Here is a 26,642-nt window from a genome sequence, read left to right as displayed (position 1 = left end):
CCAGTCCCCCTCTTTTCGAGGTTGTTATTCTATCGATATTCTCAGTTGGAAACGGTCTCAGTGAACCGTCATCCATTCGCGGGCGGCGCGCAGCGCCGCGACGATCTGCATCTTGTCCATGGCGGCGGCCACGTCGGCGCGAAGCTCGGCGGCGCGGTCGTTGCCCTTGATTGCGGCGATGTTGAGCCATTTGTGAGCTGCGACCAGATCGACGTCGCAGCCGCGGCCGGTTGCATACATCAGACCCATTTCACAGAAGACATCGGCGCTGTTGTCGCCACCCATGGTGGCCGTTTCAGCATTGTGCATTTCAAAGCGTGCCATCGGTTTTATCCCTGTTAGCCTGTTTATGACTTACCCTGTTTTACCTCCGGGCCTTGCCGTCTATCGCGGCTTGCGGCCCTTGCGGTCCGGCGGGTTTGCCCCGCTCGTTTGATGGGTTCACTATGCCAAACGGCTTTCAAAAAACGCCTAAAATGCATGATTAATTCTAGACAAACAAAGTGCAAATGCTTGGTAAATTTGGATTTTTGTTAAACATCAGATGCCTTGCGAATTAAGGACTTTCGCGCGAATTTTACGAAAGATTCAGATTTGAAAATAAAGGGATCGTTCATCATGAAATCAGCAGGCGATATGGCCGCACGCTCGCCAGACGGCTTTTTTCTACCGTTTTTCCCGGGTTTAGAGAAGCCACCGCACATATTTACCTTTACGTTCGCGTCAGCTATTTTCGCCGACCATCAGGGGCATCATGGAGGAAAAGATGATCCGCAGCTTCGTTCTCGCCGCAGCCATTACAGTGATCGCCGGTATCGTGCATGCCGAGGAGCCGATCGTCGGCAACTGGAAGACGGCTGCCGGCGATACGGCGGTGATCGCATCCTGCGGCGGCAGTTATTGCGTGACGCTGAAGACCGGCAAATACGCCGGCCGGAAGATCGGCACGCTTGCTGGAACCGGCGGCAGCTATGCCGGTGAGATCACCGATCCGGCCGCCGAGAAAACCTATAGCGGCTCCGGCAAGATTTCCGGCAATTCGCTGCGGATGCAGGGCTGCGTGATGAAGATCCTCTGCAAGTCCCAGACCTGGACGCGGCTCTGAGGCCAAAAACACGCCTCCGCAATTACCGTGGCAGCGCAAAGGCATGCCGAGGCCGGCATGTCTCGAACTTCTTTGCGGCCCTGCTCGTGGAAACAATCCAAATGGTCGCGCACGGGCTGGAATAGCCCATCGAAACACAGATGCCGCCCGTTCCCGAGCCCTTAGCCGGCTGACTTCCATGAACGGTGGATGAACCGGTATCTCAGCACTCATTCAGCCGGCCCATGGCAAAACTCTTCTCACGATAGAGTTGCGTATCGGGGGCAAGGCAATGGACATGTATATTCTGGCAAGACGCTTCAGCATCATCACGCTGTTTGCGGCGATCTTCGCCTTCACGTTTTCGGCGGTCGTGGTGCACAATGGCGGCGGCGGCGCGCAGTCGCATTTCGGGGCGAGCTATACCTGCCTGGAGAGAAACGGCACATTCTGCACGCCATCGGTGCAGTGAGTGCATCCGACACCGAAGAGGAAAATAATCGGATTCTGCCGGCGCGCGTCGTTTGCTTGTCAAAAACAACTCTCTATAATGCGTCATGAACAAACGAATCTCCCCTTTACCGCCCCTCGATATATCCTCGCCCCCCCCTTTTCAGCCGCAGAGCTTTGATGATCCGGCCAAGGCCGTGGAAGCGCTGACGGCGCTTTATGAGCGCAATACGGCTTTCCTGATCAAGAGCTTCACCGAGCTTGCGCAAGGCGCTCCGATCTCCTCGCGCTACCGTGCTTTCTATCCGCAGGTCAGCATCGAGACGACAAGCTTCGGCCACGTCGATTCGCGCCTTTCCTACGGCCATGTCACGGCACCGGGCATCTATACGACGACAGTCACCCGGCCGAAGCTCTTCAAGCATTACTTGAAAGAGCAGCTGGCGCTCCTGGTGAAGAGCCACAATGTTCCGGTCATCGTCTCGGAATCGACGACGCCGATCCCCCTGCACTTCGCCTTCGGCGAGGGTGCGCATGTGGAAGCGTCCACCAACGCCTTCATCGACATTCCGATGCGCGATATCTTCGATACGCCCGATCTCAACACCACCGACGATGAGATCGCCAACGGCGAATATATCCCGCCGCCGGGAGAGCCCTCGCCGCTGGCGCCGTTCACCGCTCAGCGCATCGATTATTCGCTCGCCCGCCTGTCGCATTATACGGCGACGCATGCCGAGCATTTCCAGAATTTCGTGCTGTTCACCAACTACCAGTTCTATATCGATGAATTCTGCAGCTGGGCGCGCAAGCTGATGGCGGAGGGCGGCGACGGTTACACCGCCTTCGTCGAGCCCGGCAACATCGTCACCCTGCCCGGATCGAGCGCGCCGGAAACGGATGCGACACTTGCCCGCCTGCCGCAGATGCCGGCCTATCACCTGAAGAAGAAGGGCCATGCCGGGATCACCATGATCAATATCGGCGTCGGCCCTTCCAATGCCAAGACGATCACCGACCACGTCGCCGTGCTGCGCCCGCATGCCTGGCTGATGCTCGGCCATTGCGCCGGTCTGCGCAACAGCCAGCGGCTCGGCGATTATGTTCTCGCCCATGCCTATATGCGCGAGGACCATGTTCTCGACGACGACCTGCCGGTCTGGGTGCCGATTCCCGCGCTCGCCGAAGTGCAGGTGGCGCTGGAAGCGGCCGTCGCCGAAATCACCGGTTACGAGGGTTTCGAGCTGAAGCGCATCATGCGCACCGGCACCGTCGGCACGATCGACAATCGCAACTGGGAACTGCGCGACCAGCGCGGGCCGGTAAAGCGGCTTTCCCAGGCGCGTGCGATCGCGCTCGACATGGAATCGGCAACGATCGCCGCCAACGGCTTCCGCTTCCGCGTGCCCTACGGCACGCTGCTCTGCGTCTCCGACAAGCCGCTGCACGGCGAGTTGAAGCTGCCGGGCATGGCGACGGCCTTTTATCGCACGCAGGTCAACCAGCATCTGCAGATCGGCATCCGCGCCGTGCAGAAGCTCGCCGCCATGCCGAAGGAAGCACTGCATTCGCGCAAGCTGCGCAGCTTCTTCGAGACGGCCTTCCAATAGGCCGTTTCCTTACCGGCCGGTCACGACAGGTGCCGCGCTCTGCGCGAGCATCTGTGGCCTGCCGGCGGCGATGTTCAGCCCTGCAATCAGCAGGGTGAAGGCGACGAAGACGAAGGCGGTGCGCAGCAAAACCTTCCATCCGTCGCTTTCTTCGAAATCCGGCTGACGCTTCTCATGACGGCGGGCCCAGATCTGGCTTGCCAGCGCGATTTCAAGAATACTCATTGCTATTCTCCTCGACAGGTTTCGACGAAGCCTTGTCGAGTGCTGCCTTGCGATTTCGACACGGACGGGCACAAAAGATTTTTTCTCGTTGCTGTCGAAATGCCCGCAACCCGTTCGTCCAGAGGTATGAAACCCTGCAAGGAGGCTGCCTGCGATGAAATATCTCTGTCAGGTTTGGTTCGACGGCGCGATGCTCGAGGCCATGACGCAAGAGGAGAAGGCCGAGCTCGACGCAAATTCCCTCAATTACGACAAGGACCTCGTCGACAGCGGGCATATGATCGTCGCCCAGGCGCTGCAGCCGCCGAAATCGGCAGTCACGGTCCGGGTGCGGAGCGGCGAGTTGTCGGTAACGGACGGCCCCTTTGCTGAGACGAAGGAGGCGCTCGGCGGATTTATCCTGATCAAGGCCAAGGACCTCAATGAGGCGATCCGCGTTGCCGCCGGCATCCCGCTTGCCAAACTCGGCGCGATCGAGGTGCGGCCCGTCCACGAATTCGGCGCCAAATGAGGAGAGACCGATGAAATTTCTATGCCAGATCTGGTTCGACACGGAGAAGAGCAAGCTGGTCCCTCAGAGCGAATGGGATGCGCTCACACAGGAGTGCATCATTAGCGACAATCGCTGGCGCGAGAGCGGTCACCTGCTGGTGGCGCTCGCTCTGCATGATCCGTCAACGGCGATCACCGTCCGCCTGCGCAATGGCGAAACCTCTGCGACCGATGGCCCCTTTGCCGAAATCAAAGAGCATCTCGGCGGTTTTGTGCTTGTAGAAGCCGAGACTATCGAGGCGGCGAAGACGATCGTGTCGAGTTTTCCGATCCTCAAATATTCCTCGATCGAAGTGCGCCCGACTTACGCGATCCAGGATGGGAAATAGCCATGCGCTACATCTGCCTGATTTATAACAGCGCCGACACGGACGGGACGCTGGCGCCTGACGAAACCAACGAACTCATCAAGGCGCATTTCGCCTTCGATGAGGAACTGCGCCGCCAAGGCATCATGATCCATGCCGATGCGCTGGAGATGCCAGACCAGGCGACGGTGCTGCGCGTTCGCAACAACACGCTCTCCGCCACCGATGGTCCCTATGTCGAGACGAAGGAGCATCTGGCCGGCTTCTACGTCATCGAGGCGCCCGACATGACCAAGGCAAAGGAGATCGCCGCGCGGATCCCTTCGGTGCGTTTCGGCGCGGTCGAACTCAGGCCGGTCAGGATGCTGACCTTGCCGGATTGAGGTGTGCCTTTGGAACGCGTCATCGAAGAAATCTACCGAACGCAGTCGCGCCGGGTGCTGGCGACATTGATCCGCCTGCTCGGGGATTTCGACCGGGCTGAGGAAGCGCTCCACGATGCCTTTGCCGCCGCCGCCCGGACATGGCCGGCCGACGGCATCCCCGGCAACCCCTTTGCCTGGCTTGTTTCCACCGGGCGTTTCAAGGCGATCGATTCGATCCGGCGGCGGGCGCGCTTCGATGCCTCGCAGCACCACATCGAGGACAGCCTCTACACGCCCGATGCAACAGAGATCGGCGAGATGGAAGCGATCGAGGACGACATGCTGCGGTTGATCTTCACCTGCTGCCATCCGGTCATTCCGGCCGATGCGCAGATGGCGATGGCGCTGCGGGAGATCTGCGGTTTGACCACCGAAGAGATCGCCCATGCCTTCCTCATTCCGGCGCCGACCGTGGCGCAGCGGATCGTGCGCGCCAAGGGCAGGATCCGGGCGGCGAAGGTCCCTTACGAGGTGCCTGCCCGCGAGGCACTGCCTCAACGGCTCGACCAGGTGCTGCACGTCATCTATCTCGTCTTCAACGAAGGTTATTCCGCCTCTTCGGGTGAAGATGTGGTCCGCGCCGACCTGACCGCGGAGGCGATCCGGCTGGCACGGCTGCTTCTCAAGCTGCTGCCGCACCCCGACGTCTGTGGCCTCCTGGCGCTGATGCTGCTGCAGGATTCCCGCCGCTCCGCCCGCAGCAGTGAACAGGGATCGCTGGTGCTGCTTGCCGATCAGGACCGCTCGCTCTGGGATCATGCGAAGATTGCGGAAGGCCTGGCCCTGCTTTCCCAAGCGATGCGCCCGGGAGAGATCGGCAGCTATACGCTGCAGGCAGCGATTGCCGCCGAGCATGCCAGGGCGCCGACGGCCGAAGAAACCGATTGGCGGCGGATCGCCTTTTACTATGAGCTGCTTCAGGCGGCACAACCCTCGCCGATCGTCGAGCTCAATCGCGCCGTGGCGGTCGCGATGGCGGACGGGCCGGCCAAGGGGCTGGATCTGGTCGATGCCATTTTCGGCCGCGGGGAGCTGCTGGCCTATCACCTCGCCCATTCGGCGCGGGCCGATTTCCTGCGCCGTCTCGGCCGGAGCGAGGAAGCGATCGCGGCCTATGAGAAAGCGCTGTCGCTCTGCCGGCAGGAGCCGGAGCAGGCCTTTCTCAGAAAGCGGATTTCAGAGTTTGCCGCGACGCCCGAGCGGCAGTGAGATCGCCGTGCCGGTCAGTGCCGAGACGATGATCAGCAGATGGGCATTGACGCTCGCCTGCGCCAGTGCGGCAAGTGCTACCCGCTCGCTCGAGGCTCCGAGCGCAATGGCGCCGGCGGTGATGCCGGCCGGATAGGTGCCGACGCCGCCCGGCGCGTGCATCGGCAGCACCGAGGAAAGTTCGCCGCCGAGCGCGCCACCGAAGCTCGCTGCCATCGGCAGCACCCCCATCAGGCCGAGCGCCCATGCGAGCACGATCACCTTCACCAGCCAGTTGACGACGGTCATCGCCCAAGCACGCGCAAAGGCAACGGCATCAAGCGGCAGACCGTTTTCGATCTCGGCAACGAATTTCTGCACCTTCGCAGGCAACAGCCTGGCAGCGACACGCAGCAGTGGCTTGCGCGCGGCGAAAACTGCGACCGGCAGCAGCAGGAAAACAGCCCAAAGCGACCATGCGACGAGCCCATCGGCCGCGGCGAGCGCAAAGCCGATGCCGGCGGCCGCCAGCAGGGCGTGCAGGTCGAGCAGCCGCATGACGAACAGCGCCGAGGTTCCGCGCGTCAGCGGAATGCCGAATTCGGTGCGCATCAGCAGGGGAAAGCTGGTCTCGCCGGTGCGGAAGGGCAGCATGATATTCAGGAGATTGTGGATCTGCGTGACGCGGAAAAGGGTGGCGAACCGGCCCGCGGTTTCCTGCGGAAAATAATCGTAGATGCGCCAGGTGCGCAGGAAATAGGTGCTCGTCAGCGCCACGAGCGCGCCGATCACCGGGCCTGCGCCGACATCGGCCCATTGGCTGATGATGACGGGCCAACCCCAGAACCACTGTATGAAGAGCGCATAGGCTGCGACAATTACGACCGTCAGCACCGTCATGCGGTTGCGCATAAACCAGGACTGCTGGCTTTCAACGATCGAACTCTTCATGTAGTAGGCATTCCTTACTTGGCGTCGGCACAGGCCTCGTTTCCGTCGCCAGGCGTTTTAGGAGAAATGAGGGTTGCGCACAACGGCGGAGTTGACGGCGATGGCGGCGAGATCGCTTTAAGGCCATCGAACCCCGCGGCGGACCGATAGATCGCGGCGCCTCGCCGGCCTGACTTGGAGATCGATGTTGGAGCGCATTACCAGAAGCATTACGAGCGCGAGCCTTTTTCTGGCAGTCTATTTCCTGCTGAACATCGTGCTCCGGATTGCGCTGCCGCATACGCTCGATCTCGATGAGGCGGAGCAATCCTTCTATTCGCAATACCTGCTTGCCGGCTACGGCCCACAGCCGCCCTTCTACAACTGGATCCAATACGCCATCGTCTCGGTGACCGGGATCACGATGTGGGCGCTCTCGGTTCCGAAGAACATCATTCTCTTCGGCTGCTATCTGTTCTATGGGCTGGCTGCCCGCGAGGTATTGAAGAACCGTCTGCTCGCCCCCATCGCCATGCTGAGCCTGATTACCTTGCCGCAGGTGGGGCTGATGGCGCAGCGCGAGCTGACCCATACCGTTGCCCTGCTATTTGCAACCTCGCTCTTCCTCTTCGGCTTTTTCCGCACACTTCGCCAGCCGACAGTCGGGAGCTATCTCGTCATCGGCATCGCCACCGGCATCGGCCTGATCTCCAAATATAATTTCGCCATCCTGCCATTTGCCGCCTTCATCGCCGTCCTGCCCGACTGGAAGTGGCGCAGCCGCCTGTTCGACTGGCGTCTGCTGCCGGCGATCGCGATCGCCATTCTGATCGTTTTGCCGCACGCGCTCTGGCTGCCCGACAATCTCGCCAGCGCTTCGGGCCCGACGCTGGAGCGGATGACCGCCGAGCACGAGGCCGCCGCCGGCCTCCCCCGTATCGGACAGGGACTGTTGTCTCTCGCCATCGCCGTACTCGGCTTCGTCGCATTGCCGATCGTTATTATCGCGGCAGCCTTCCGACGGGATTTCTTCCGTGCACTTGCCGCGACCAGCCCGATGATCCGGGTAATCGAGCGGATGATGATCGTCAGCCTGATCGCCTTCGCCGGTATCGTCGTCTTCGCCGGCGCGAGCGATATCCACGAACGCTGGCTCGATCCCTGCCTGCTCGTCCTGCTGATCTATCTGTTCCTGAAGCTGGAGGCCGCAGGCTTCGATCTTTCCGCCGGCCTTGCGCGCTTCCGGCTCGTGGTGCCGGCCTTCATGGTCGTCATCCTGGCAATCCTTCTGCTGCGGATCGTTGCCATTCAGTATATCGGCACCTATACGCGAACGAACGTTCCCTTCTCCGGCTACGCGGCCGAACTGACCGCGACCCGCAAGCCGGTTCTCATCGTGGCCGGCACCAAGTTCGTAGCCGGCAACATGAAGCTGGAATTCCCCGACGTTCCCGTCGTCATCCCGTTCTTCCCCGGTTCCGGGGTTCCCGAATATGCGACTGCCAAGGGGCCGGTGCTCGTTATCTGGCGTGGCGAAACCGCCGACGACCCGACAATTTCCCCGAGCTTCGCGAGTGATCTCGTGAGATCTGGCATCCATCTCCAGGAGTTGAACACGCTGACGTTGCCCTATCTCTTCAGCAACGGCAAAAAGAGCTTCTCCATCGGTTACTCCTGGGTGGAGGGAGGCGCAAAATAGCGTTCACGCAGCTCAACCGATTGCGGGGAAACCGGCATTGCCCGCTGGCAACGGGCGGACACTTCATGTACTAGCGTTCCGCAAGCGCGGCGGCGGCAGTAAGACTGCTCGGCCGCCCGGCCTTTTGGAGATGAAATTGCAGACAACGGTAGAGCCCATTCGCGGTACGAATGATCCGGTACAATCGCTCGAGCTGTCGCTGGTCGTGCCCATTTTCAACGAAGAGGAAAGCGTCGGTCCGCTCGTCGAGCGTGTCGTGGCTGCGATGTCCGCCTATCCCGATCAGTGGGAGCTGATCCTCGTCGACGACGGCAGCACGGATGCGACACTCGTCAACGCCCGCAAATTCGTCGGGCGCGAGGGGCTGACGCTCAGGATCGTCGAGCTGCAGCGCAATTTCGGCCAGACCGCCGCCATGCAGGCGGGTATCGACACGGCCCGCGGCCGGCTGATCGCGACGATGGATGGCGACCTGCAGAACGATCCGAAGGACATTCCTTCGATGGTCGCCGAACTGGAACGGCGTGAACTCGATCTCCTTGTGGGATGGCGCAAGAACCGCAAGGACGGCCTGTTCCTGCGCAAGATCCCTTCCTGGTGCGCCAACTACCTGATCGGCCGCATCACCGGCGTCAAGCTGCATGATTACGGCTGCAGCCTGAAGATCTACCGTGCCTCGATCATCAAGCAGGTGAAGCTGATGGGCGAAATGCACCGCTTCATCCCGGCCTGGGTCGCCGGTGTCGTCCCGAGCTCGCGCATCGGCGAGATGGCCGTCACCCACCATGCTCGCGAGCACGGGGTTTCGAAATACGGCATTTCGCGCACCTTCCGCGTCATCCTCGACCTGCTGTCGGTGATGTTCTTCATGCGCTACAAGGCGCGGCCCGGGCATTTCTTCGGCTCGCTCGGTCTTGGCCTCGGTGCTATCGCCATGCTGATCCTCCTCTACCTCGGCTTCGACAAGTTCATCATGGGCAACGATATCGGCACCCGCCCGATGCTGATGGTCGGCGTCGTACTGCTGCTTTCCTCGGTGCAGATGATCACCACCGGCATCCTGGCGGAGATGATCGCGCGCACCTATTACCGCGACGACGCCTCTCCGAATTATATCGTGCGGCAGATCTTCGACGATCAAAGCCAAGCCTAAGCCGGCGGCACGATGCTGGAGCGCGCGACGAGGACGATCAAAACCGCGGGCCTGCTGCTTGCGGCCTATTTCGTGCTCAACATCGTGCTGCGCATCGCGCTTCCGCATTCGCTGGAGCTCGACGAGGCCGAGCAATCCTTCTTCTCGCAATATCTGCTGGCGGGCTACGGCCCGCAGCCGCCCTTCTACAACTGGATGCAATATGCCGTCGTTTCGCTGACGGGCATGTCGATCGGCGCGCTGATCGTGCCCAAGAACATCCTGCTGTTCCTGTCCTATCTCTTCTATGGCCTTGCCGGGCGGCGTGCACTGAAGGATGAGGCACTGGCCGCCATCACCATGCTGTCGCTGATCACCCTGCCCCAGGTCTCCTTTATGGCCCAGCAGGACCTGACCCACACGACGGCGCTGCTCTTTGCCAGCGCGCTGTTTCTCTACGGCTTCTTCCGCACACTCGACCGGCCCGATATGGCGAGTTACCTGCTTCTCGGGCTTGCGACCGGCTTCGGGCTGATCTCGAAGTATAATTTCGCGCTGATGCCTGTCGCTGCCTTGATCGCCATCCTGCCCGATACCGAATGGCGGCGCAGGGCGCTCGACTGGCGCATCCTGGTGGCAATCGCCGTCGCGCTCGTCATCATCCTGCCGCACGCGATCTGGCTTCAGAACAATCTCGCCTTCGCCTCCTCCGATACTCTGGTCAAGATGGCCGCCGGCAACGAACCTGCCGGCATCGTGCGGATCGGCAAAGGCCTTCTTGCTTTTGTCGTCGCCATCATCGCCTTTGCGGCGCTGCCGGTCGCAATCTTCGCGGCCACCTTCCGCCGGCATTTCATCCGGGCTCTTTCGGCCGGAAACCGCTGGACCGGGATGATGGAGCGGATGATGCTCGCAAGCCTCGCCGGCATCGCCCTCATCGTCCTCTTCACCGGCTCGACCACGGTGCGTGAGCGCTGGCTCGACCCGTTCCTGCTGGTGCTGCCGATCTATTTCCTGGCGAAAATGCAGGCTGCCGGCATCGACCTTTCCGCCGGGCTGCGCCGCCTGCGGCCGGTGTTGCCGGTGCTGATGGCCTGCGTGCTGATCGCACTCGGCCTGCGTGTCGTCGGCGCCGGGCTGATCGGCGTCTATGCCAGGCCGAACGTGCCGATGGCGGCGCTTTTCCGCGAGATGACGCGACAGGGGCAACCGGCGCTGGTGATCGCCTCCGACACCTATGTCGCCGGCAACATGCGGCTGCAATTTCCTGATGTGCCAGTGGTGACCCCGGATTTTCCGGCGCCAGGCATTCCGGCCTTCGCCGAGGCCAAGGGGCCGGTGCTGATCGTCTGGCGCGGCAAGAAGACGGCCGCGGCGGCGGATGCGGTGATGCCGGAGCGGTTTTCATCGGCACTGACGGCGGCCGATATCGCGCTGCAGGAGATCGGTTCGTTGTCGCTTCCCTATTACTTCGGCCGCCAAGGCGACAATTTCGCGCTCGGTTACGCCTGGGTTCAGCCGGGGCCGAGATAGATGAGCGAGACCAACAATCGCGACATCAGGTGGATCTTTGCCCTGCTCGCCGCCTATTTCCTGCTTCAGGTCGGCGTGCGGCTCGCAACCTCCCATTCGCTCGATCTCGATGAAGCCGAACAGGCCTTCCGCTCGCAATGGCTTGCCGCCGGCTACGGCCCGCAGCCACCCTTCTACAATTGGCTGCAATATACCGTCTTTCAGTTTGCCGGCGTCTCGCTTGCTGCGCTTTCTCTCGTGAAGAACCTTCTGTTGTTCGGTTCCTACCTGCTCTACGGCCTGACCGCGCGCCTCATCCTGCGTGACAAGGCGCTGGTGGCGATATCAACGCTGGGGCTGCTGACGATCCCGCAGATGGCTTTCGAGATGCAGCGCGACTTGACGCACACGGTCGCCGTGTTCTTCTCGGCCAGCATCTTCTTCTACGGCTTCATCCGCAGCCTGAAGCAGCCGAGCCTTGCCTCCTATCTCATCGCCGGTATTGGCGTCGGTTTCGGCCTGCTGGCCAAATATAATTTCGCGATCCTGCCGGCAGCAGCTCTGATTGCCGCGCTTTCGGATGCGCGCCTGCGGCCGCGGATCTTCGATTGGCGGCTGGTGCTGACGGCGGCGCTGGCATTCGTCATTACCCTGCCACATCTCTTCTGGTTGAAGGACAATCTGGATTTCGCCACCGCCCGCACGCTGGAAAAGATGACCGCGAGCGGCCACGCGAGCTATCCCGCGCAGGTGGCCATGGGTGTCAGCTCGCTCGCGCTCGCCACCATCAGCTTTGCCGGATTGACGGTGGCGGTCTTCGCCGTCGTCTTCGGCAAGGGCCTTCGCCCGGCGCTCACTTCAGGCTCGCAATGGACGCGGTTGATCGAACGGATGATGCTCGTCTTCCTCGCCGGCGTTCTGTTTCTGATCGTCTTCGGCGGCGCGGCCGGCATAAAGGACCGCTGGCTGGTGCCGATGCTCTTTATCCTGCCGCTCTATTTCTGCCTGAAGATCGAAGCCGCCGATGTCGCGACAGGCAAGGCGTTCCGGCGTTTCATGGTCGCCGTCGCCATCATCATGATCGGCGTGCCGGCCGCCCTTTACGGCAGCGTCGCGGCCGCACGTTTCACCGGTCATTATGAACGACTGAACAGGCCCTATGCCACGATGCTGGAGACCTTGCGCAAACAGGCCGAGCCGGCGGCGATCCTTGCCGGCGACAGCCTGCTTGCCGGCAACCTCAGGCAGGATATTCCCGGCGTGCCGGTCCTCTCCGTGGATTATCCCGGCTTCCACCCCAATATCGCCGACCGACGACCGCTTCTCCTCGCGTGGCTGATACCGCCGAAGGGCGGAAGCGAAGCGCTGCCGCCCGACATGGCTGAATGGCTGCAGACCAATCTCGGCGCATCCGCACCCGAGGCATTGGTGATCGACGTGCCCTATTTCTATCAGCGCGGCGATGACCGCTACCGATTCGGCTATGCTTGGATCAACCAGCCTTGAGCTCAACATCACATTGCCGGCAGGATAGCCTCCCCCGATGCAGTCGGTATTGCAAAAGTATTGCATTTTGCCACATATTAAAGGGTAAGGAGTCATCACATGGCACGCGCAAAGACTTTTTCCCTTGGCGATACCTATGACGGGATTCTATCGGATCTTGTCCGGAATGGCCGGTTCGGTACGGAAACTGAAGCCGTGCGGGCTGGCATCCGTATGCTCGCCGACCACGAACTGAAAATAGAGGCGCTACGCAGGGACATTCAGGCGGCCGACTCCGAGATTGAAGCCGGCCTCGGCAAGGAATACGCAACCAGCGCGGATATCCTCGAAGACGTCATGAACGAAAGCTAAGGCCCTTAAACCTAAGCGCCTGATTATCGCGCCATCCGCCATCAAGGATCTACGCAATATCCGGCGCTATATCGCCGAGAGCAGCCCTGTTACGCGCGGGAGTTTCTGGACGACCTGACCGCAAAGATCGCGTGGATCGCCGAAGTGGACTTCACCGGATCTCCTCGCGACCACATCGCGGAAGGCCTGCGTGGCCTGCCATACCGGAACCGCTGTATCTACTATCGCTCCTATCACGACCGCATCGTGATCCTACGCGTGAAACACGGCGCGGAGGATATCAAGCCACAGGATTTCGATTTCTAGGCCCGAGGAATTCCCTGGGCAACAAGCCGCTACGATCATTTCCGTCGTCGGAACCGGCTCTGCATATGCCCAGGTCGACCGGTCGCTCCAAGCGAAATCAGGATTTCAGCTCCTTCCAGGCCAAGTCCAGCGCCAACTTGGTAATCCGTGCCATCTCGTCCACCTCCGCATGGCTGATGACGAGCGGTGGCGAGGCGAGCATCCGGTCGCCAGTGGCGCGCAGGACGAGGCCGTTGGCCAGCGCATGGTTGCGCACCAGCGCCCCGACCTGGTCGGGCTTCTCATAACGCGTGCGCCTGCTCTTTTCGGCAGCAAGCTGCAGGCCGCCCATCAGGCCGATGCTGACGGCCTCGCCGACCAGATCGTGGTCGGCAAGGGCTGCCCAGGCCTTGCCGAAATAGGGGCCGATGTCGTCGCGCACCCGTTCGATCAACCTTTCCTCCTCGATGATGCGCAGGTTTTCGAGGGCGGCGGCGGCGCAGACCGGATGGCCGGAATAGGTGAAGCCGTGATTGAACTCACCGACCTCATTGATCAGCACATCGGCGATGCGGTCGCTGACGAGCACGCCGCCGATCGGCAGGTAGCCGGAGGACAGCCCCTTGGCGATCGGCGCGAGATCCGGCTCGACGCCGAAATGCTGATGGCCGAACCAGGCGCCCAGCCGGCCGAAACCGCAGATCACCTCATCGGTCACCAGCAGGATATTGCGCGCCTTGCAGATGCGGTCGATCTCCGGCCAGTAGGTTTCAGGCGGAATGATGACGCCGGCAGCGCCCTGCACGGGCTCGGCGACGAAGGCGGCGACATTCTCCTCGCCCAGTTCGTCGATCTTCGCTTCCAGCTCGCCGGCGACCTTGAGACCGAATTCGGCAGGTGAGAGATCGCCGCCCTCGCCATACCAGTAGGGCTGGCCGATATGGACGATGCCTGATATCGGCAGATCGCCCTGTTCATGCATGTATTTCATGCCGCCGAGGCTGGCGCCGGCGACGGTCGACCCGTGATAGCCGTTCTTCCTCGATATCACGATCTTCTTCGACGGCTTGCCGACGGCGCTCCAGTAGACACGCGCCATGCGGAACCAGGTGTCGTTCGCCTCCGAACCGGAACCGGTGAAGAAGATATGGTTGAAACGTTCCCCGGCACGCGAGGTCACCTTCTCAGCCAGCAGCGTCGCCGGCGTCGAACTCGTACCGAAGAAGGTGTTGTAATAGGGCAGTTCGTTCATCTGCCTGGCGACGGCGTCTGCGATCTCCCGGCGGCCATAGCCGATATTGACGCACCAGAGGCCGGCGAAGCCATCGAGATATTTCCTGCCGCGATCGTCGAAGATGTGGCAGCCGTCGCCGCGCTGGATGATGCGCGTGCCTTCGGCATTCAGCTTCTTCATGTCGGCGAAGGGATGCAGGTGATGCGCGGCGTCGATCGCCGCAAGGTTCGAGGGTGGGTAAGTATCGGGCATGGCTGGTGAAAGATCCTCGCGGATTGAAAGGCTGCTGTCGATGAGATAGGAGCTTGGCCTTGTCCCGGAGGATTTTCAAGGCCATGGCGAGCGACAGGATGGACGGCAAGGCCTGGGGTGGCGACCCGCGTTTCGAAATCCTGATCGTCGGTATGAACGGCGATCTGCGCGGCAAGCAGCTGCCGCCGGGCGCAGAGGACAAGGTCTGGGCCGGAGACATCCGCCTGCCGACCTCGACGCAATCGCTCGACATCTGGGGCGACGACAATGACGATATCACCGGCCTGTCGCTGACGATCGGCGATCCCGATGGCAAGGTAATTCCCGACCGGCGCAGCCTGGCGCCGATGCCCTGGGCGCCCGAGGGCTCGATGCAGGTGCTCGCCACCATGCATGAATTCGACGGCAGCCCCAGCTTCATGGACCCGCGCGCCATCCTCGCCTCGATACTGGAACGTTATGCCTCGCGCGGCCTGACGCCTGTGGTGGCGACCGAGCTGGAATTCTACGTGATGTCGGGAGACTGGCGTGAGACCGGACGCCCCTCCCCGCCCGAAAGCCTCACCTATCGCGGCGAGCCAAACGGTTTCCAGCTTTACGACATGAGCGCCGTCGACGCGCTCGACGGCTATCTCGGGACGCTGAGGGCCTATGCGAAAGCGCAGGGACTGCCGGCGGAAGCGACGACGGCGGAGTTCGGTCCCGGCCAGTTCGAGGTCAACCTGCTGCACCGCCCCGATGCGCTGGCGGCCGCCGACGATTGCCTCTACCTCAAGCGTATCGCCGACCAGGCGGCGCGCCGGCACGGGCTGAAATCGACCTGCATGGCCAAACCCTATTCCGAGCATGCCGGCTCCGGCCTGCATGTGCATGCGAGCGTCATCGACAGGCAAGGCCGCAACATCCTCGATGCCAAGGGCGGCGAGCCGAAGCGGCTCAAATCGGTTGCTGCCGGGCTGCTCAACAGCATGCGCGAGGCGCAGCTGATCTTCGCCCCCTTCGCCAATTCCTACCGCCGCTTCCAACCGGGCTCGTTTGCGCCCGTCGACCTCACCTGGGGCAGCGGCCACCGCGGCACCGCGATCCGCATACCCGACAAGGACGGACCGGCCGCCCGCATCGAGCATCGCGTGGCCGGCGCCGACGCCAATCCCTATCTGCTGCTCACGGCAATCCTCGGCGGCATGCTCGCCGGTCTCGACCACGAACTCGACCCCGGCGAGGAGACGACGCCCTCGCATACGCCTGCGAACACCACGCGGCTGACACATGATTTCCTGAACGCCGTCGAGGCCTTCCGTACCTCTCCCTTCATCGCCGATATGTTCGGCGCGCGTTATCAGGCGCTCTATGGCGACACAAAGCGCAAGGAAGCGCTTGCGCATCTGCGCAGCGTCTCAGATTTCGACTATCGCACCTATCTGCCGCGGCTCTGAAATCTTCAGCACCCGATTTACGCAGCAGGCTCGCGGCGTTCGGCTGCATCCACCTGCGCGGCGAGACCCTGTTTGACGAGAACCTTCAACTCGCCCGGATGCAGCCGGATCGAAACGTCGCGTTCGAGCGGCAGCAACTCGCCGTCCATGACGCAATTGGCCTTGGATCGCAGTTTCGGGAAATGCAGTTGCACCTCGGCCGGATGCATCACCATGACATCGGCATTCTCGCGCACCTTGCCGCGCAGCATGTCGACGGCAAGGCGGGCGACACCGAGGGGTTTCAGCGGATTTGCAGTGTAGAAGCCGAGTTCGCCGCTTCTCAGATTGTCGGCGTAGAGCAGCGCGTTCTCACCGAAGGGATTGTTGGAGACCGAAATCGCCGACACCCTGCGGCGCTCGCGCATGCCGGCCGCCTGGAACTCGACCTCGAATTCCGGCGGATTGAAGATCACGCCCAAGGCGGCTTTCGTGCTCGCCCGGATCTTGCCCAATCGGGAGCGATAGCTGTAGGCGTTGCGATAGCGCACCATGCGGGCATGCAGACCGGCAGAAAACTGGTGGATGAAGGGCCGTCCGTTGGCGCTGGCAATATCGACATTGTCGATCTCGCCTGATGCAAGCACATCAAGCGCCTGCCAGATATCGAGCGGCACACGCAGCGAGCGGGCAAAGAGGTTCATCGTGCCGGCGGGCACGACGCCAAGCGCAATGCCGTTTTTCCAGGCGATCGATGCGGCCGCCGAGATCGTGCCGTCGCCGCCGCCGGCGACGATGCCGTCGATATCGTCGCGTCTGGCCGCCCGCTCCATGGCGGGAATGATCTCCTTGCCGGAGAAGACGATGGCGTCGAAATCGTGCCCGGCATCGCGGAATGCTTCTTCCGCCCTCTTTTCGTAGGCCAGCATGTCGGTGGTCCGGAAGGTGCCGCCGTCGCGATTGAAAAAGCCTACAAGCTTCATAAGAGCTCCCGTCCCTGGCGCGGAAACAATCCTGCCTTTGCTGCTGAGATGGTTGCGGTATCAGCGATTTCAAGCGCGGCCGCTTTTCGCAAGAAGCAGCTGAAATGCAAATATTGCAACTGACATATGCACATAGCAGGACGCTGCACTGCAGAAAACGCACTCGACGCCAGCCCATGCATCCGGGATAGATAAGCGATATCGGAGATACGTACCTCCGCCTCCCGCCATTCGAATGATCGGCCCGCAGCCGCGCTCGCGCCAGCGGTCATCGCCAAGCCAAAACCGCATCGAGGAACTCTCGTGAGTGAGATTACCGTCAATGATTCCATCGACAGCGAGGATGAAGGGCTGCCGTCGGCAACAACCGTGACGCTGGTGCAGCTGGCGCTCGCCTGCGGCGGCTTCGGCATCGGCACCGGTGAATTCGCGATCATGGGGCTCTTGCCCAATGTCGCAGACACTTTCTCGGTGACGACACCGCAAGCCGGCTACGTCATCAGCGCCTATGCGCTCGGCGTCGTCATCGGCGCGCCCGTCATCGCCGTGCTCGCGGCGAAAATGGCGCGTCGGACGCTGCTGCTGACGCTGATGCTGATTTTTGCCGCCGGCAATATATTAAGCGCCATGGCGCCGACCTTCGAAAGTTTCACGCTGCTGCGTTTCGTCAGCGGCCTGCCGCATGGCGCCTATTTCGGCGTCGCGGCGCTTGTCGCCGCCTCGATGGTGCCGGTGCATCGCCGCGCGCGAGCGGTCGGCCGCGTCATGCTCGGCCTGACGCTTGCCACACTTCTCGGCACGCCCTTGACGACATTCTTCGGCCAGTCGCTCGACTGGCAGGTGGCGTTTTTCTCGGTCGGCGTGCTCGGCCTGCTGACGGTGGCGCTGATCTGGTTCTACGTTCCCAAGGACCGGGTTTCCGAAGAGGCGAGCTTCTCACGCGAACTCGGCGCCTTCCGCCGCCCGCAAGTGTGGCTGACGCTCGGCATTGCCGCCGTCGGTTACGGCGGCATGTTTGCGATGTTCAGCTATATCGCCTCGACGACAACACAAGTGGCGATGCTGCCGGAAACAGCCGTTCCGATCATGCTGGTGCTCTTCGGCGTCGGCATGAATGCCGGCAATTTCATCGGTTCGTGGCTCGCCGACAAATCGCTGCTCGGCACGATCGGCGGCTCGCTCGTCTATAATATCGTCGTGCTGACCACCTTTTCGCTGACCGCTGCCAATCCCTATATGCTCGGCCTCTCGGTCTTCCTCGTCGGCTGCGGTTTTGCCGCCGGCCCGGCGCTGCAGACGCGGCTGATGGATGTCGCCGCCGATGCGCAGACGCTGGCCGCCGCCTCAAACCATTCCGCTTTCAACATCGCCAATGCGATCGGCGCCTGGCTCGGCGGCCTCGTCATCGCCTGGGGTTTTGGTTTTGCGGCAACCGGTTATGTCGGCGCGGGCCTCTCCTTCCTCGGCCTCTTCGTCTTTGCGGCCTCGGTGCGCCTGGAGCGCCGAAGCCGGAGCGCGCAGGCGGCCTAAGCCTCTTCATCGGCATCGCGTGGGGGGTGCGACATTCTGGCGTTGAGCATTTACCCCGCTTGACTTTTTTCGCGTTCGGGACCACGTAGCATCTTACGCGGACGGCACTTGTCTTCCGCGGATTTCAACGGAGCCATCTTAACGATGCCAAGCGACAGTAGCAGTCGATTGCCTTTGCCGTACGCGGCCCTCGTGCGCTGACCGACTCCTGTCGGCTCGCCCGTTCGGGACGCTACGGCGGATCGACGGAAAGGCGAGCCTCATATGAACATCAATCGCTTCCCACTCCGGGCAGGCCATGCCGCCCGTGCCTTCATCAACAACAGCCGCGGCGCAACGATCGCCGAACGCGTCGACGCGTTGAATGCGCTGACCACCCAGGACGCCGGCCGCGTGCTGTCAGGCATGCCGCTCGACTATGCCGTCAATATTCTCGACCGGCCGGAGCTTCGCAACGCCGCACAGATCCTGGCGCTGATCAGTGCCGAGGATGCCGCACGGCTGTTGCACGGCATGTCCAACGACCGTGTCGCCGACGTGCTGCTCGAACTCGACGGCGAGACCCGGGCTCGGCTGTTTTCCAGCCTCGACGAGCCGGTGCGCATCGCGATCCAGCACCTGATGGGTTATCCGCCACGCACGGCCGGCGGCATCATGACGACGGAGTTCGTCAGCGTGCCCGACAGCTGGACCGTCGCCCAGACGCTCGACCATGTGCGCCAGGTCGAACGCTCGCGCGAGACCGTCTATGCAATCTACGTGCTCGACGAGGTGAGCCATGCGCTGATGCATGTGGTGACGCTGCGCCGCCTGATCACCGGCGAGCCTGATGCTTCCATCCTCTCGGTGGCGCAGAAGGGCACGCCGGTCTCTGCCGACCCGCTGATGAAGCAGGAGGACGTCGCCCGGCTGATCCGCAAGCACGACCTGCTCGCTTTGCCGGTCACCGACGAACATGGGCGGGTGCTCGGCATCGTCACCGTCGACGACGTGATCGATACGATGATATCGGACACGACAGAAGCGGCCCAGAGGTTCGGCGGCATGGAAGCGCTCGGCCAGCCCTACATGAAGATCGGCTTTGGCGGCATGATCCGCAAGCGCGCCGGCTGGCTCGCCGCCCTCTTCCTCGGCGAGATGCTGACGGCAAGCGCCATGCAGCATTTCGAGGGCGAGCTGGAAAAGGCTGTGGTGCTGACGCTGTTCATCCCGCTGATCATGAGCTCGGGCGGCAATTCCGGTTCGCAGGCGACCTCGCTGATCATCCGGGCCCTGGCGCTCGGCGAGCTGAAGCTGTCGGACTGGTGGAAGGTGCTGTTGCGCGAATTGCCGACCGGCATCGTGCTCGGCGCGATCCTCGGCCTCGTCGGCTTCGTCCGCATCGTCTTCTGGCAGTCGGCCGGGCTCTATGATTACGGCCCGCATTGGCAGATGGTCGCCATCACGGTGTTCGCCGCCCTGATCGGGATCGTCACCTTCGGCTCGATCTGCGGCTCGATGCTGCCCTTCCTGCTACAGAAGCTCCGGCTCGATCCGGCCAGCGCTTCCGCCCCCTTCGTCGCCACGCTGGTCGACGTCACCGGGCTCGTCATCTACTTCTCGGTGGCGCTGCTCATCCTTAGCGGGACGCTGCTGTAGCACCCAAGACCCCTCCCCAACCCCTCCCCACAAGGGGGAGGGGTTGGGGAGGGTTTTTATTAGCGAGAAAAACTATTGGGAAATCATCGTCCCTCAGGCAGCTTCAACGGCCCGTGCGTCTTGATGCTGCGGATGGCGAAGTTGGAGCGGATGTCGCTGACATTCGGCAGGGTCAGCAGCGTTTCCGTCAGAAGCCGCTCGTAGGCGGCGAGATCCTCCACCACCACTTCGGCGAGGAAATCGGCCGTACCCGAAATCAGGAAGCAGGAAACGATCTCGGGGATGGCGAGCAGCGCCTTCTGCTGCGCCTCGGAATTCTCGCGGCTGTGATGGACGACCTTGAATTCGACGAAGACGGTCAGGCCGAGCCCGACCTCCTTGCGGTCGATATCGGCCGTGTAGCCACGGATGATACCGGAGCGTTCGAGATTGCGGATGCGGCGCAGGCAGGGTGACGGCGACAGGTTCACCTTCTCGGCAATCTCGACATTGGTAGCCCGGGCATCCTCCTGCAGGCACTTCAGGATGGCGATATCGAATTTATCGAGGTTTGGCATTTTCGCGATCCCCGCTGGCATCAATTGGCAGAAGATTGCGCTTAGCACGATTTTTGAGCCAGAGATAGCAAGGACATGCCCCGCCCTCCTGATCTAATCTTTTCCTCGACCGGAAGAGTTCCGGATGAAGGAAGGGACGGGACGATGACCACCATTGCATTGACGAACGACAAGTCGCCATCGCAGGCACTGGGCTATGCCGGCGGCACTGTTACCGTACTGATCTGGGCGACGTGGTTTCTTGTGACCCGCCACAGCGCCGCAACGCCGCTCGGCTCGATCGACATCGGGCTCATCCGTTTCGGAATTCCGGCGCTGGTGCTTGCGCCGGTCTGGCTGAAGACCGGATTGCTGCCGAAGTCCCTGCCGGTGCATCTGCTGGCGATCATGGTGTCCGGCTCAGGCGCCGTGTTCTTCCTGCTGACCACGCTGGCCATTCATTCGACGCCGGCTGCCTCTTCCGGCATTCTGCTCGGCGGCTCGATGCCGCTCGCCGCGGCGCTGATCGGCATTACGCTGTTTGGCGAAAGACCTGACGGCACCCGCATTGCCGGGCTCGTCGCCATCGTCGCCGGCGTTTTGATCCTGCTCACACACAGCCTTACGGACGCCTCGCTGCCATGGACGAGTTTCGTGCTGCTGCCGGCCGGCGCCGTCTTATGGGCGAGCTATACGCATGCCTTTCGCCGATCCGGCCTGACGGCCGTGCAGGCAAGTGCGCTGATCGCCGTCTGGTCCTTCCTGATCATGGCCGCGCTTGCACTGATCTTCGGCATCTCGCTGCCGCAGGCTCCTCTCCAGGAAATCGGTCTGCAGGCGCTGAGTCAGGGCGTTCTTTCCGGCCTCGTCGCCATGGTGGCTTACGGCACCGCGGTCAGAAGACTCGGCGGGACACAGGCCGCGGCCTTCACGGCGCTGACGCCGGTGCTGGCAACGCTTGGCGGCGGCTTCCTGCTGGGCGAACCGATCGGCATGACCGAAATCAGCGCCGCCGTAATCACCGGCATCGGCGTCGCGCTGTCCACGGGGATCGCCGCACAACGTCGCTGACGGTTCGCACGACCGACAGACATTCAAAAGCCGCCGGCAGCGATCGCTGCGGCGGCTTTTTCAATGAAGCCGATCAGTCGCTCAAGCCTGGATAACGACGACCCTGGCGCCGACCTCGACGCGGCTATAGAGGTCGATCACGTCGTGGTTCATCATGCGGATACAGCCGCTCGACATGGCAAGACCGATCGATTGCGGCTGGTTGGTGCCGTGAATACGGAAATGCGTATCGCCGCCGCCGCGATAGAGATACATGGCGCGCGCGCCGAGCGGGTTGTTCGGGCCGCCTGGCATGCCGCCGGCAAGCTTGCGATAGCGCTCTTCGCGGGCTTGCATATTTTCGGTGGGCGTCCAGCTCGGCCACTCCGCCTTGCGGCCGATATAGGCATCACCGGCAAAGGCCAGGCCCTCGCGACCGACGCCGACGCCGTAACGCACCGCCCTGCCGTCGCCGAGGATATAGTAGGCGCGGCGCGCCGGTGTATCGACGATCACCGTGCCGGCTGCATGGGTGGTTTCATAGGCCACTTCCTGGCGGCGGAGCTCCGGCTTGATCTTGTCGATCGGCACCTGCTTCAGCGGAAATTTCTCATCCGGAAGTGCGGCGTAGTTCGTCTGGCTGTTGAGACCGGTCGAAGAGCAGCCGGCGACAAACAGCGGCAGAGCGATCAGGAAGCCCCGGCGGGAGATCGTCATGAATGTGTCCTTAGTGCGTCAACAAGATGTCGCAAGCTAAGGAGATTATGGTTAATGAACGCCTAACGGCGGCCCGCAATAAGCGATCACGCAGGCGTCAGCACGTGGAAATTGTCGGCGGCGGAGATAATCCGCCTCACATATTCGGATAGACCGGCCCCTCGCCGCCCTGCGGCGGCACCCAGTTGATGTTCTGGTTGGGGTCCTTGATGTCGCAGGTCTTGCAGTGGACGCAGTTCTGGGCGTTGATGACGAAGGTATCCTGTCCGTCCTTCTCCACCCATTCATAGACGCCGGCCGGACAGTAACGGGTCGACGGGCCGGCATAGATGTCGTGTTCCGAACGCTTCTGCAGGCCCATGTCCTTGACCTTGAGATGCACCGGCTGATCCTCCTCGTGATTGGTGTTCGACAGGAACACCGAGGACAGGCGGTCGAAGGTCAGCACGCCGTCCGGCTTCGGATAGGCAATCGGCTTGTGGTTGGCAGCCGGCTCCAGCGACTGCGCATCGGTCTTGCCGTGACCAAGCGTGCCGAAGAAAGAAAAGCCGAACAGCGTGTTGGTCCACATGTCGAGACCGCCGAGCGCCACGCCGATCGCCGTGCCGAACTTTGACCACAGCGGCTTGACGTTGCGCACTCGCTTCAGATCCTTGCCGATGTCACCCTTGCGCCATTCGGTTTCGATCTCGGCCACCTCGTCATGGCTGCGGCCGGCTGCAATCGCCACCGCGAGTTTCTCGGCGGCCAGCATGCCCGACAGCACCGCATTGTGGCTGCCCTTGATGCGCGGCACGTTGACGAGACCGGCCGAACAGCCGATCAGCGCCCCGCCGGGGAAGGAAAGCTTCGGCACCGACTGGTAGCCACCCTCGGTGATGGCGCGCGCCCCATAAGAGAGCCGCTTGCCGCCCTCGAAGGTGCCGCGGATCGCCGGATGCGTCTTGAAGCGCTGGAACTCTTCGAAGGGATAGAGATAGGGGTTCTTGTAGTTCAGGTGGACGACGAAGCCGACCGCCACCAGATTGTCTTCGAGGTGATAGAGGAAGGAGCCGCCGCCGGTCTTCATGCCGAGCGGCCAGCCGAAGGAGTGCTGCACCAGGCCCGGCTTGTGGTTCTCCGGCTTGACCTGCCAGAGTTCCTTGATGCCGATGCCGAATTTCTGCGGCTCGCGATCCTTCTGCAGATCGAATTTGGCGATCAGCTGCTTGGCGAGCGAGCCGCGCACGCCTTCGCCGATCAGTACATATTTGCCGAGCAGTTCCATGCCGCGGGTATAGTTCGGGCCGGGCTCGCCATTCCTCTCGATGCCCATGTCGCCGGTGGCGACGCCGATGACGGCACCCGCATCATTGTAGAGCACTTCGGTGGCGGCAAAACCTGGATAGATTTCGACGCCGAGTTCTTCCGCCTTGCCGGCCAGCCAGCGACAGACGTTCCCAAGCGAGACGATGTAATTGCCGTGATTGTTCATCAAAGGCGGCATCAGCACATTCGGCAGGCGGATGGAGCCGGCCGGGCCGAGCACCAGGAAGTGGTCTGCCGTCACCTCGGTCTTGAAGGGATGATCGCCATCCTCGCGCCAACCGGGCAGCAGCCGATCGATGCCGATCGGATCGACGACGGCGCCGGAGAGGATATGCGCGCCCACTTCCGAGCCCTTCTCCAGCACGACGACCGAAAGCTCCGGATTGACCTGCTTCAGCCGGATCGCCGCCGAAAGACCGGCCGGACCGGCGCCGACGATCACCACGTCGAATTCCATGCTCTCGCGTTCGGGCAGCTCAGTCGTCTCGGTCATTCACTCGTCTCCGCTCGGCGGCACGCGGCCGTCATCTCCTCGTAGGCACTTTCTTGTCAAAACGAGAAAGCATTGTCGAGCCGGGATACGACAGCCAATCCTCAATTCGCACAATGATATGCCTCTGGAGGCAGAATTATATGACGTTTACGTCAACATCAATTCGCAAAGATCGCCGAACCGGTGCCGCTCCCTTTCCTTTTCCGCCGCTTGCGCCTTATACAGCGCTTAAAGCGCGTCGCGATCTTTCGGATTCGCTTGGCCACGCTTTAGGTCTTTGGTTTTCCGCATGTCTTCAGCGCAAAACCGCTGCACACTTTTGCGCGACATGCTTTGGAGATATTGGAGGACAATCATGGATCTCGGCATCGACGGCAAACGGGCGCTCGTCCTCGCCTCCTCGCGGGGGCTTGGTCTCGGCATCGCCGTGGCACTGGCACGCGAAGGCGTAAACGTGCTGCTCTGCGGGCGCAGTGGCGAGCAGCTGGAGGCCAATTGCAAGGCGATCAACAACGAAGGCAAAGGCCGGGCTGACTGGATCTGGGCCGATCTCGGGGATGAACGTTTCGTCGAGACGGCGACGGCGGCGGTCAAGGAGAAATTCGGCGGGCTCGATATCCTCGTCAACAATACCGGCGGGCCGACGCCCGGCACGACCGAGGACATGACGGCTGAAAAACTAGAGACCTATTTCCTCTCCATGGTCGCCCGCGTGATTACGCTGACCAATGCGCTGCTGCCCGGCATGAAGGCACAGGGCTGGGGCCGCATCCTGACGGTCGCCTCCTCAGGCGTCATCGAACCGATCGCCAATCTGGCGCTGTCGAATACGCTGCGCCCGGCGCTTGCCGGCTGGAGCAAGACGCTGGCCTCCGAAGTGGCGGGCTTCGGCGTTACCACCAACCTGCTCTTGCCCGGCAGCATCCTAACCGGACGGCTCGACGATCTCGACGGGGCGGCGGCCAAGCGGACGGGCAAGAGCCTCGAAGAGATCCGGACGGACAAGGAAGCGCGCATTCCCGTCGGCCGCTACGGCAGGGTGGAAGAATTTGCCGCAACGGCTGCTTTCCTCTGCAGCCAGCCGGCCAGCTATATCACCGGCTCCCTAATCCGCTGCGACGGCGGCGCGGCGCGATCCGTCTGACGGCGCTCCAACACTTTTCAATCCTCGCATCGGCCCGGAAATCGATCCGCTTTTCGGGCCGATGCGTCAGCCGGCATGAGCCGCGACAGCCGCCCAACTCGCGGCACTTTGAACCATCGATCCGACATGGGCCGGATCGTCCGCGATTTCGGCGAGCTCGGACAGACGATGGTAGCCCGTCATGATCGCAATGCGCCGCCGGTCGAGCTTGCGTCCGGTCAGCATTTCATAGGCCGATACGATGCGGGCGGTCAGATCCGGCGAGATGAAATTCGAGTAGATGAATTCCTGGTGCAACGGGCCAAAACCTGAATCGGCGAAATCGTAAATGCCGTTGAGCCTCCTCTGCGCTTGGTCGAAGGCCATGTTCCAGCCATGGCCGTCGAAGAAGCCGTATGTCTTGCCGTGGGGATCGGGTGGCAAGGCCTCGAAATCGGCAATGACGGCCTCGGCAAAGCGGCGGATCTCGGGCGGCAGCAGCGGTAAAGCCTTTGTTCGCACCGCCTCCGGCGATTGCCAGGGCTGGATCGGCCCGGCGCCGGCCGACCGTAAACGATCGGCATCCAGCACATGCAGCTCGGCGTAAAAACGCGCCAGATCATCTGCAAGGTGCTGACGATCGCCTTCGCCAAGCGCCTGGTAATCTTCGGCGATCAAATGTTCGCCATCGAGCTTGGCATGGCTGGAGAAGATCGGCGGCCCGTCGTGAATGTGCATGTCGGGAACCGACATCGACAGCGACGGCCGAATGATGTCGAGCAAGGCGGCTTCCTTGACAAGCGCTCGTTCCGCGGCTGGATGGCGGGGGAACTTGAAGATCAGCGTGTCATCGACGTCGACGGCAAGGGAATCCCAGCTTTTCGCCGCCAGCTTGAAGACGGAGGCGGTGAGTTCCGGAAACACGCTTGTGATGAGAGAGCGAAATTCGCTGGCGTTCAACTCGGTCATGACGACCTGCCTCTCTTTTTCCCTGTTTTCCCGGCGGCTTGCGGATGGATATCGGCCTGTCGCGAGCCGCCTGCCCCTCCGCCGTCAGGCGGCATCGGGTTACACTGGGTCTATATTAGTATAGTTTGAATATTACG

General features: G+C 62.0%; 27 protein-coding genes. 18 read left to right on the top strand and 9 right to left on the bottom strand.

Annotation, left to right across the window (positions count from 1 at the left end; all coding sequences use genetic code 11):
* Positions 1–57: 57 nt before the first annotated feature.
* Complete coding sequence (locus tag RHEC894_RS06665; RefSeq protein ID WP_085736700.1) at positions 58–324, bottom strand: sel1 repeat family protein; 267 nt, start codon at positions 322–324, stop codon at positions 58–60.
* A gap of 442 nt (positions 325–766) precedes the next feature.
* Between RHEC894_RS06665 and RHEC894_RS06660 the strand changes: the two genes are divergently transcribed.
* The 3 genes from RHEC894_RS06660 to RHEC894_RS06650 all read left to right on the top strand — a co-directional run bounded on the left by RHEC894_RS06660 (position 767) and on the right by RHEC894_RS06650 (position 3,144).
* Entirely contained in the window at positions 767–1,105 is a 339-nt protein-coding gene (locus RHEC894_RS06660) for a DUF2147 domain-containing protein (protein WP_085736699.1), read from the top strand.
* 271 nt (positions 1,106–1,376) lie between these two features.
* Positions 1,377–1,556 carry a hypothetical protein gene (locus RHEC894_RS06655; protein WP_085736698.1) on the top strand — a complete coding sequence of 60 codons (180 nt, stop codon included), beginning with the start codon at positions 1,377–1,379 and terminating at the stop codon, positions 1,554–1,556.
* Positions 1,557–1,641: 85 nt separating this feature from the next.
* Positions 1,642–3,144, top strand: coding sequence for an AMP nucleosidase (locus RHEC894_RS06650; RefSeq protein WP_085736697.1), 1,503 nt, complete (start codon positions 1,642–1,644; stop codon positions 3,142–3,144).
* Between the two features lie 9 nt (positions 3,145–3,153).
* On the opposite strand, the gene RHEC894_RS06645 is transcribed toward RHEC894_RS06650, so the two are convergent.
* Positions 3,154–3,369: a hypothetical protein gene (locus RHEC894_RS06645; protein ID WP_010067465.1), complete on the bottom strand. Its 216-nt coding sequence runs from the start codon at positions 3,367–3,369 to the stop codon at positions 3,154–3,156.
* Positions 3,370–3,523: 154 nt separating this feature from the next.
* Here RHEC894_RS06645 and RHEC894_RS06640 point away from each other — a divergent pair, with 154 nt between their 5' ends.
* The 4 genes from RHEC894_RS06640 to RHEC894_RS06625 are packed head-to-tail and all read left to right on the top strand — an operon-like array spanning position 3,524 to position 5,863.
* Positions 3,524–3,880 (top strand): YciI family protein, encoded by a 357-nt coding sequence (locus RHEC894_RS06640; protein WP_085736695.1) that lies wholly within the window; start codon positions 3,524–3,526, stop codon positions 3,878–3,880.
* A gap of 10 nt (positions 3,881–3,890) precedes the next feature.
* Positions 3,891–4,250 (top strand): YciI family protein, encoded by a 360-nt coding sequence (locus tag RHEC894_RS06635; RefSeq protein ID WP_085736694.1) that lies wholly within the window; start codon positions 3,891–3,893, stop codon positions 4,248–4,250.
* A gap of 2 nt (positions 4,251–4,252) precedes the next feature.
* A complete protein-coding gene (locus RHEC894_RS06630; RefSeq protein WP_085736693.1) occupies positions 4,253–4,612 on the top strand; it encodes a YciI family protein in 360 nt (119 codons plus the stop codon).
* A 9-nt stretch (positions 4,613–4,621) separates the two neighbouring features.
* Complete coding sequence (locus tag RHEC894_RS06625; RefSeq protein ID WP_085736692.1) at positions 4,622–5,863, top strand: RNA polymerase sigma factor; 1,242 nt, start codon at positions 4,622–4,624, stop codon at positions 5,861–5,863.
* Here RHEC894_RS06625 and RHEC894_RS06620 read toward each other — a convergent pair.
* Complete coding sequence (locus RHEC894_RS06620) at positions 5,831–6,793, bottom strand: lysylphosphatidylglycerol synthase domain-containing protein (protein ID WP_085736691.1); 963 nt, start codon at positions 6,791–6,793, stop codon at positions 5,831–5,833. The two genes, RHEC894_RS06625 and RHEC894_RS06620, sit on opposite strands and share 33 nt — an antisense overlap.
* A gap of 184 nt (positions 6,794–6,977) precedes the next feature.
* Between RHEC894_RS06620 and RHEC894_RS06615 the strand changes: the two genes are divergently transcribed.
* The 6 genes from RHEC894_RS06615 to RHEC894_RS33245 all read left to right on the top strand — a co-directional run bounded on the left by RHEC894_RS06615 (position 6,978) and on the right by RHEC894_RS33245 (position 13,278).
* Positions 6,978–8,471 carry a glycosyltransferase family 39 protein gene (locus RHEC894_RS06615; protein WP_085736690.1) on the top strand — a complete coding sequence of 498 codons (1,494 nt, stop codon included), beginning with the start codon at positions 6,978–6,980 and terminating at the stop codon, positions 8,469–8,471.
* Between the two features lie 136 nt (positions 8,472–8,607).
* Positions 8,608–9,624, top strand: a complete 1,017-nt coding sequence (locus RHEC894_RS06610) for a glycosyltransferase family 2 protein (RefSeq protein WP_085736689.1) — start codon at positions 8,608–8,610, stop codon at positions 9,622–9,624.
* 12 nt (positions 9,625–9,636) lie between these two features.
* A complete protein-coding gene (locus RHEC894_RS06605) occupies positions 9,637–11,136 on the top strand; it encodes a glycosyltransferase family 39 protein (RefSeq protein ID WP_085736688.1) in 1,500 nt (499 codons plus the stop codon).
* Entirely contained in the window at positions 11,137–12,621 is a 1,485-nt protein-coding gene (locus RHEC894_RS06600) for a glycosyltransferase family 39 protein (protein WP_085736687.1), read from the top strand.
* A 99-nt stretch (positions 12,622–12,720) separates the two neighbouring features.
* The gene (locus tag RHEC894_RS06595; protein WP_010068142.1) at positions 12,721–12,972 is read left to right on the top strand and encodes a type II toxin-antitoxin system ParD family antitoxin; all 252 of its coding nucleotides are present in this window, start codon (positions 12,721–12,723) and stop codon (positions 12,970–12,972) included.
* Positions 12,973–13,005: 33 nt separating this feature from the next.
* Positions 13,006–13,278: a type II toxin-antitoxin system RelE/ParE family toxin gene (locus RHEC894_RS33245; protein ID WP_085736686.1), complete on the top strand. Its 273-nt coding sequence runs from the start codon at positions 13,006–13,008 to the stop codon at positions 13,276–13,278.
* Positions 13,279–13,375: 97 nt separating this feature from the next.
* Here RHEC894_RS33245 and RHEC894_RS06585 read toward each other — a convergent pair whose 3' ends face one another.
* Entirely contained in the window at positions 13,376–14,743 is a 1,368-nt protein-coding gene (locus tag RHEC894_RS06585) for an aspartate aminotransferase family protein (RefSeq protein ID WP_085736685.1), read from the bottom strand.
* 83 nt (positions 14,744–14,826) lie between these two features.
* Between RHEC894_RS06585 and RHEC894_RS06580 the strand changes: the two genes are divergently transcribed.
* Positions 14,827–16,179, top strand: coding sequence for a glutamine synthetase family protein (locus RHEC894_RS06580; RefSeq protein WP_085736684.1), 1,353 nt, complete (start codon positions 14,827–14,829; stop codon positions 16,177–16,179).
* Between the two features lie 17 nt (positions 16,180–16,196).
* Here RHEC894_RS06580 and RHEC894_RS06575 read toward each other — a convergent pair whose 3' ends face one another.
* Positions 16,197–17,141: a diacylglycerol kinase family protein gene (locus RHEC894_RS06575; RefSeq protein WP_085736683.1), complete on the bottom strand. Its 945-nt coding sequence runs from the start codon at positions 17,139–17,141 to the stop codon at positions 16,197–16,199.
* A gap of 303 nt (positions 17,142–17,444) precedes the next feature.
* Between RHEC894_RS06575 and RHEC894_RS06570 the strand changes: the two genes are divergently transcribed.
* The gene (locus RHEC894_RS06570; protein ID WP_085736682.1) at positions 17,445–18,671 is read left to right on the top strand and encodes an MFS transporter; all 1,227 of its coding nucleotides are present in this window, start codon (positions 17,445–17,447) and stop codon (positions 18,669–18,671) included.
* 264 nt (positions 18,672–18,935) lie between these two features.
* A complete protein-coding gene (gene mgtE / locus RHEC894_RS06565) occupies positions 18,936–20,309 on the top strand; it encodes a magnesium transporter (protein WP_085736681.1) in 1,374 nt (457 codons plus the stop codon).
* An 83-nt stretch (positions 20,310–20,392) separates the two neighbouring features.
* Here the strand turns inward: mgtE and RHEC894_RS06560 are convergent, their stop codons facing one another.
* A complete protein-coding gene (locus tag RHEC894_RS06560; RefSeq protein WP_041678850.1) occupies positions 20,393–20,866 on the bottom strand; it encodes an Lrp/AsnC family transcriptional regulator in 474 nt (157 codons plus the stop codon).
* Positions 20,867–21,010: 144 nt separating this feature from the next.
* On the opposite strand from RHEC894_RS06560, the gene RHEC894_RS06555 reads away from it, so the two are divergent.
* Positions 21,011–21,916, top strand: a complete 906-nt coding sequence (locus tag RHEC894_RS06555; RefSeq protein ID WP_085736680.1) for a DMT family transporter — start codon at positions 21,011–21,013, stop codon at positions 21,914–21,916.
* Positions 21,917–21,997: 81 nt separating this feature from the next.
* On the opposite strand, the gene RHEC894_RS06550 is transcribed toward RHEC894_RS06555, so the two are convergent.
* Positions 21,998–22,612, bottom strand: coding sequence for a L,D-transpeptidase (locus tag RHEC894_RS06550; RefSeq protein WP_085736679.1), 615 nt, complete (start codon positions 22,610–22,612; stop codon positions 21,998–22,000).
* A gap of 136 nt (positions 22,613–22,748) precedes the next feature.
* Positions 22,749–24,413 carry an electron transfer flavoprotein-ubiquinone oxidoreductase gene (locus RHEC894_RS06545; protein WP_085736678.1) on the bottom strand — a complete coding sequence of 555 codons (1,665 nt, stop codon included), beginning with the start codon at positions 24,411–24,413 and terminating at the stop codon, positions 22,749–22,751.
* 355 nt (positions 24,414–24,768) lie between these two features.
* Here RHEC894_RS06545 and RHEC894_RS06540 point away from each other — a divergent pair, with 355 nt between their 5' ends.
* Complete coding sequence (locus RHEC894_RS06540; RefSeq protein WP_010067450.1) at positions 24,769–25,557, top strand: SDR family oxidoreductase; 789 nt, start codon at positions 24,769–24,771, stop codon at positions 25,555–25,557.
* Positions 25,558–25,623: 66 nt separating this feature from the next.
* On the opposite strand, the gene RHEC894_RS06535 is transcribed toward RHEC894_RS06540, so the two are convergent.
* Positions 25,624–26,505 (bottom strand): aminoglycoside phosphotransferase family protein, encoded by an 882-nt coding sequence (locus RHEC894_RS06535; RefSeq protein WP_085736677.1) that lies wholly within the window; start codon positions 26,503–26,505, stop codon positions 25,624–25,626.
* Between the last annotated feature and the right edge of the window lie 137 nt (positions 26,506–26,642).

The organism is Rhizobium sp. CIAT894 (genome assembly GCF_000172795.2).
In the GTDB taxonomy this organism is placed as follows: domain Bacteria; phylum Pseudomonadota; class Alphaproteobacteria; order Rhizobiales; family Rhizobiaceae; genus Rhizobium.
Note: the sequence above shows the minus strand (reverse complement) of the source record. Positions and strands in the feature narration are given on the sequence as shown.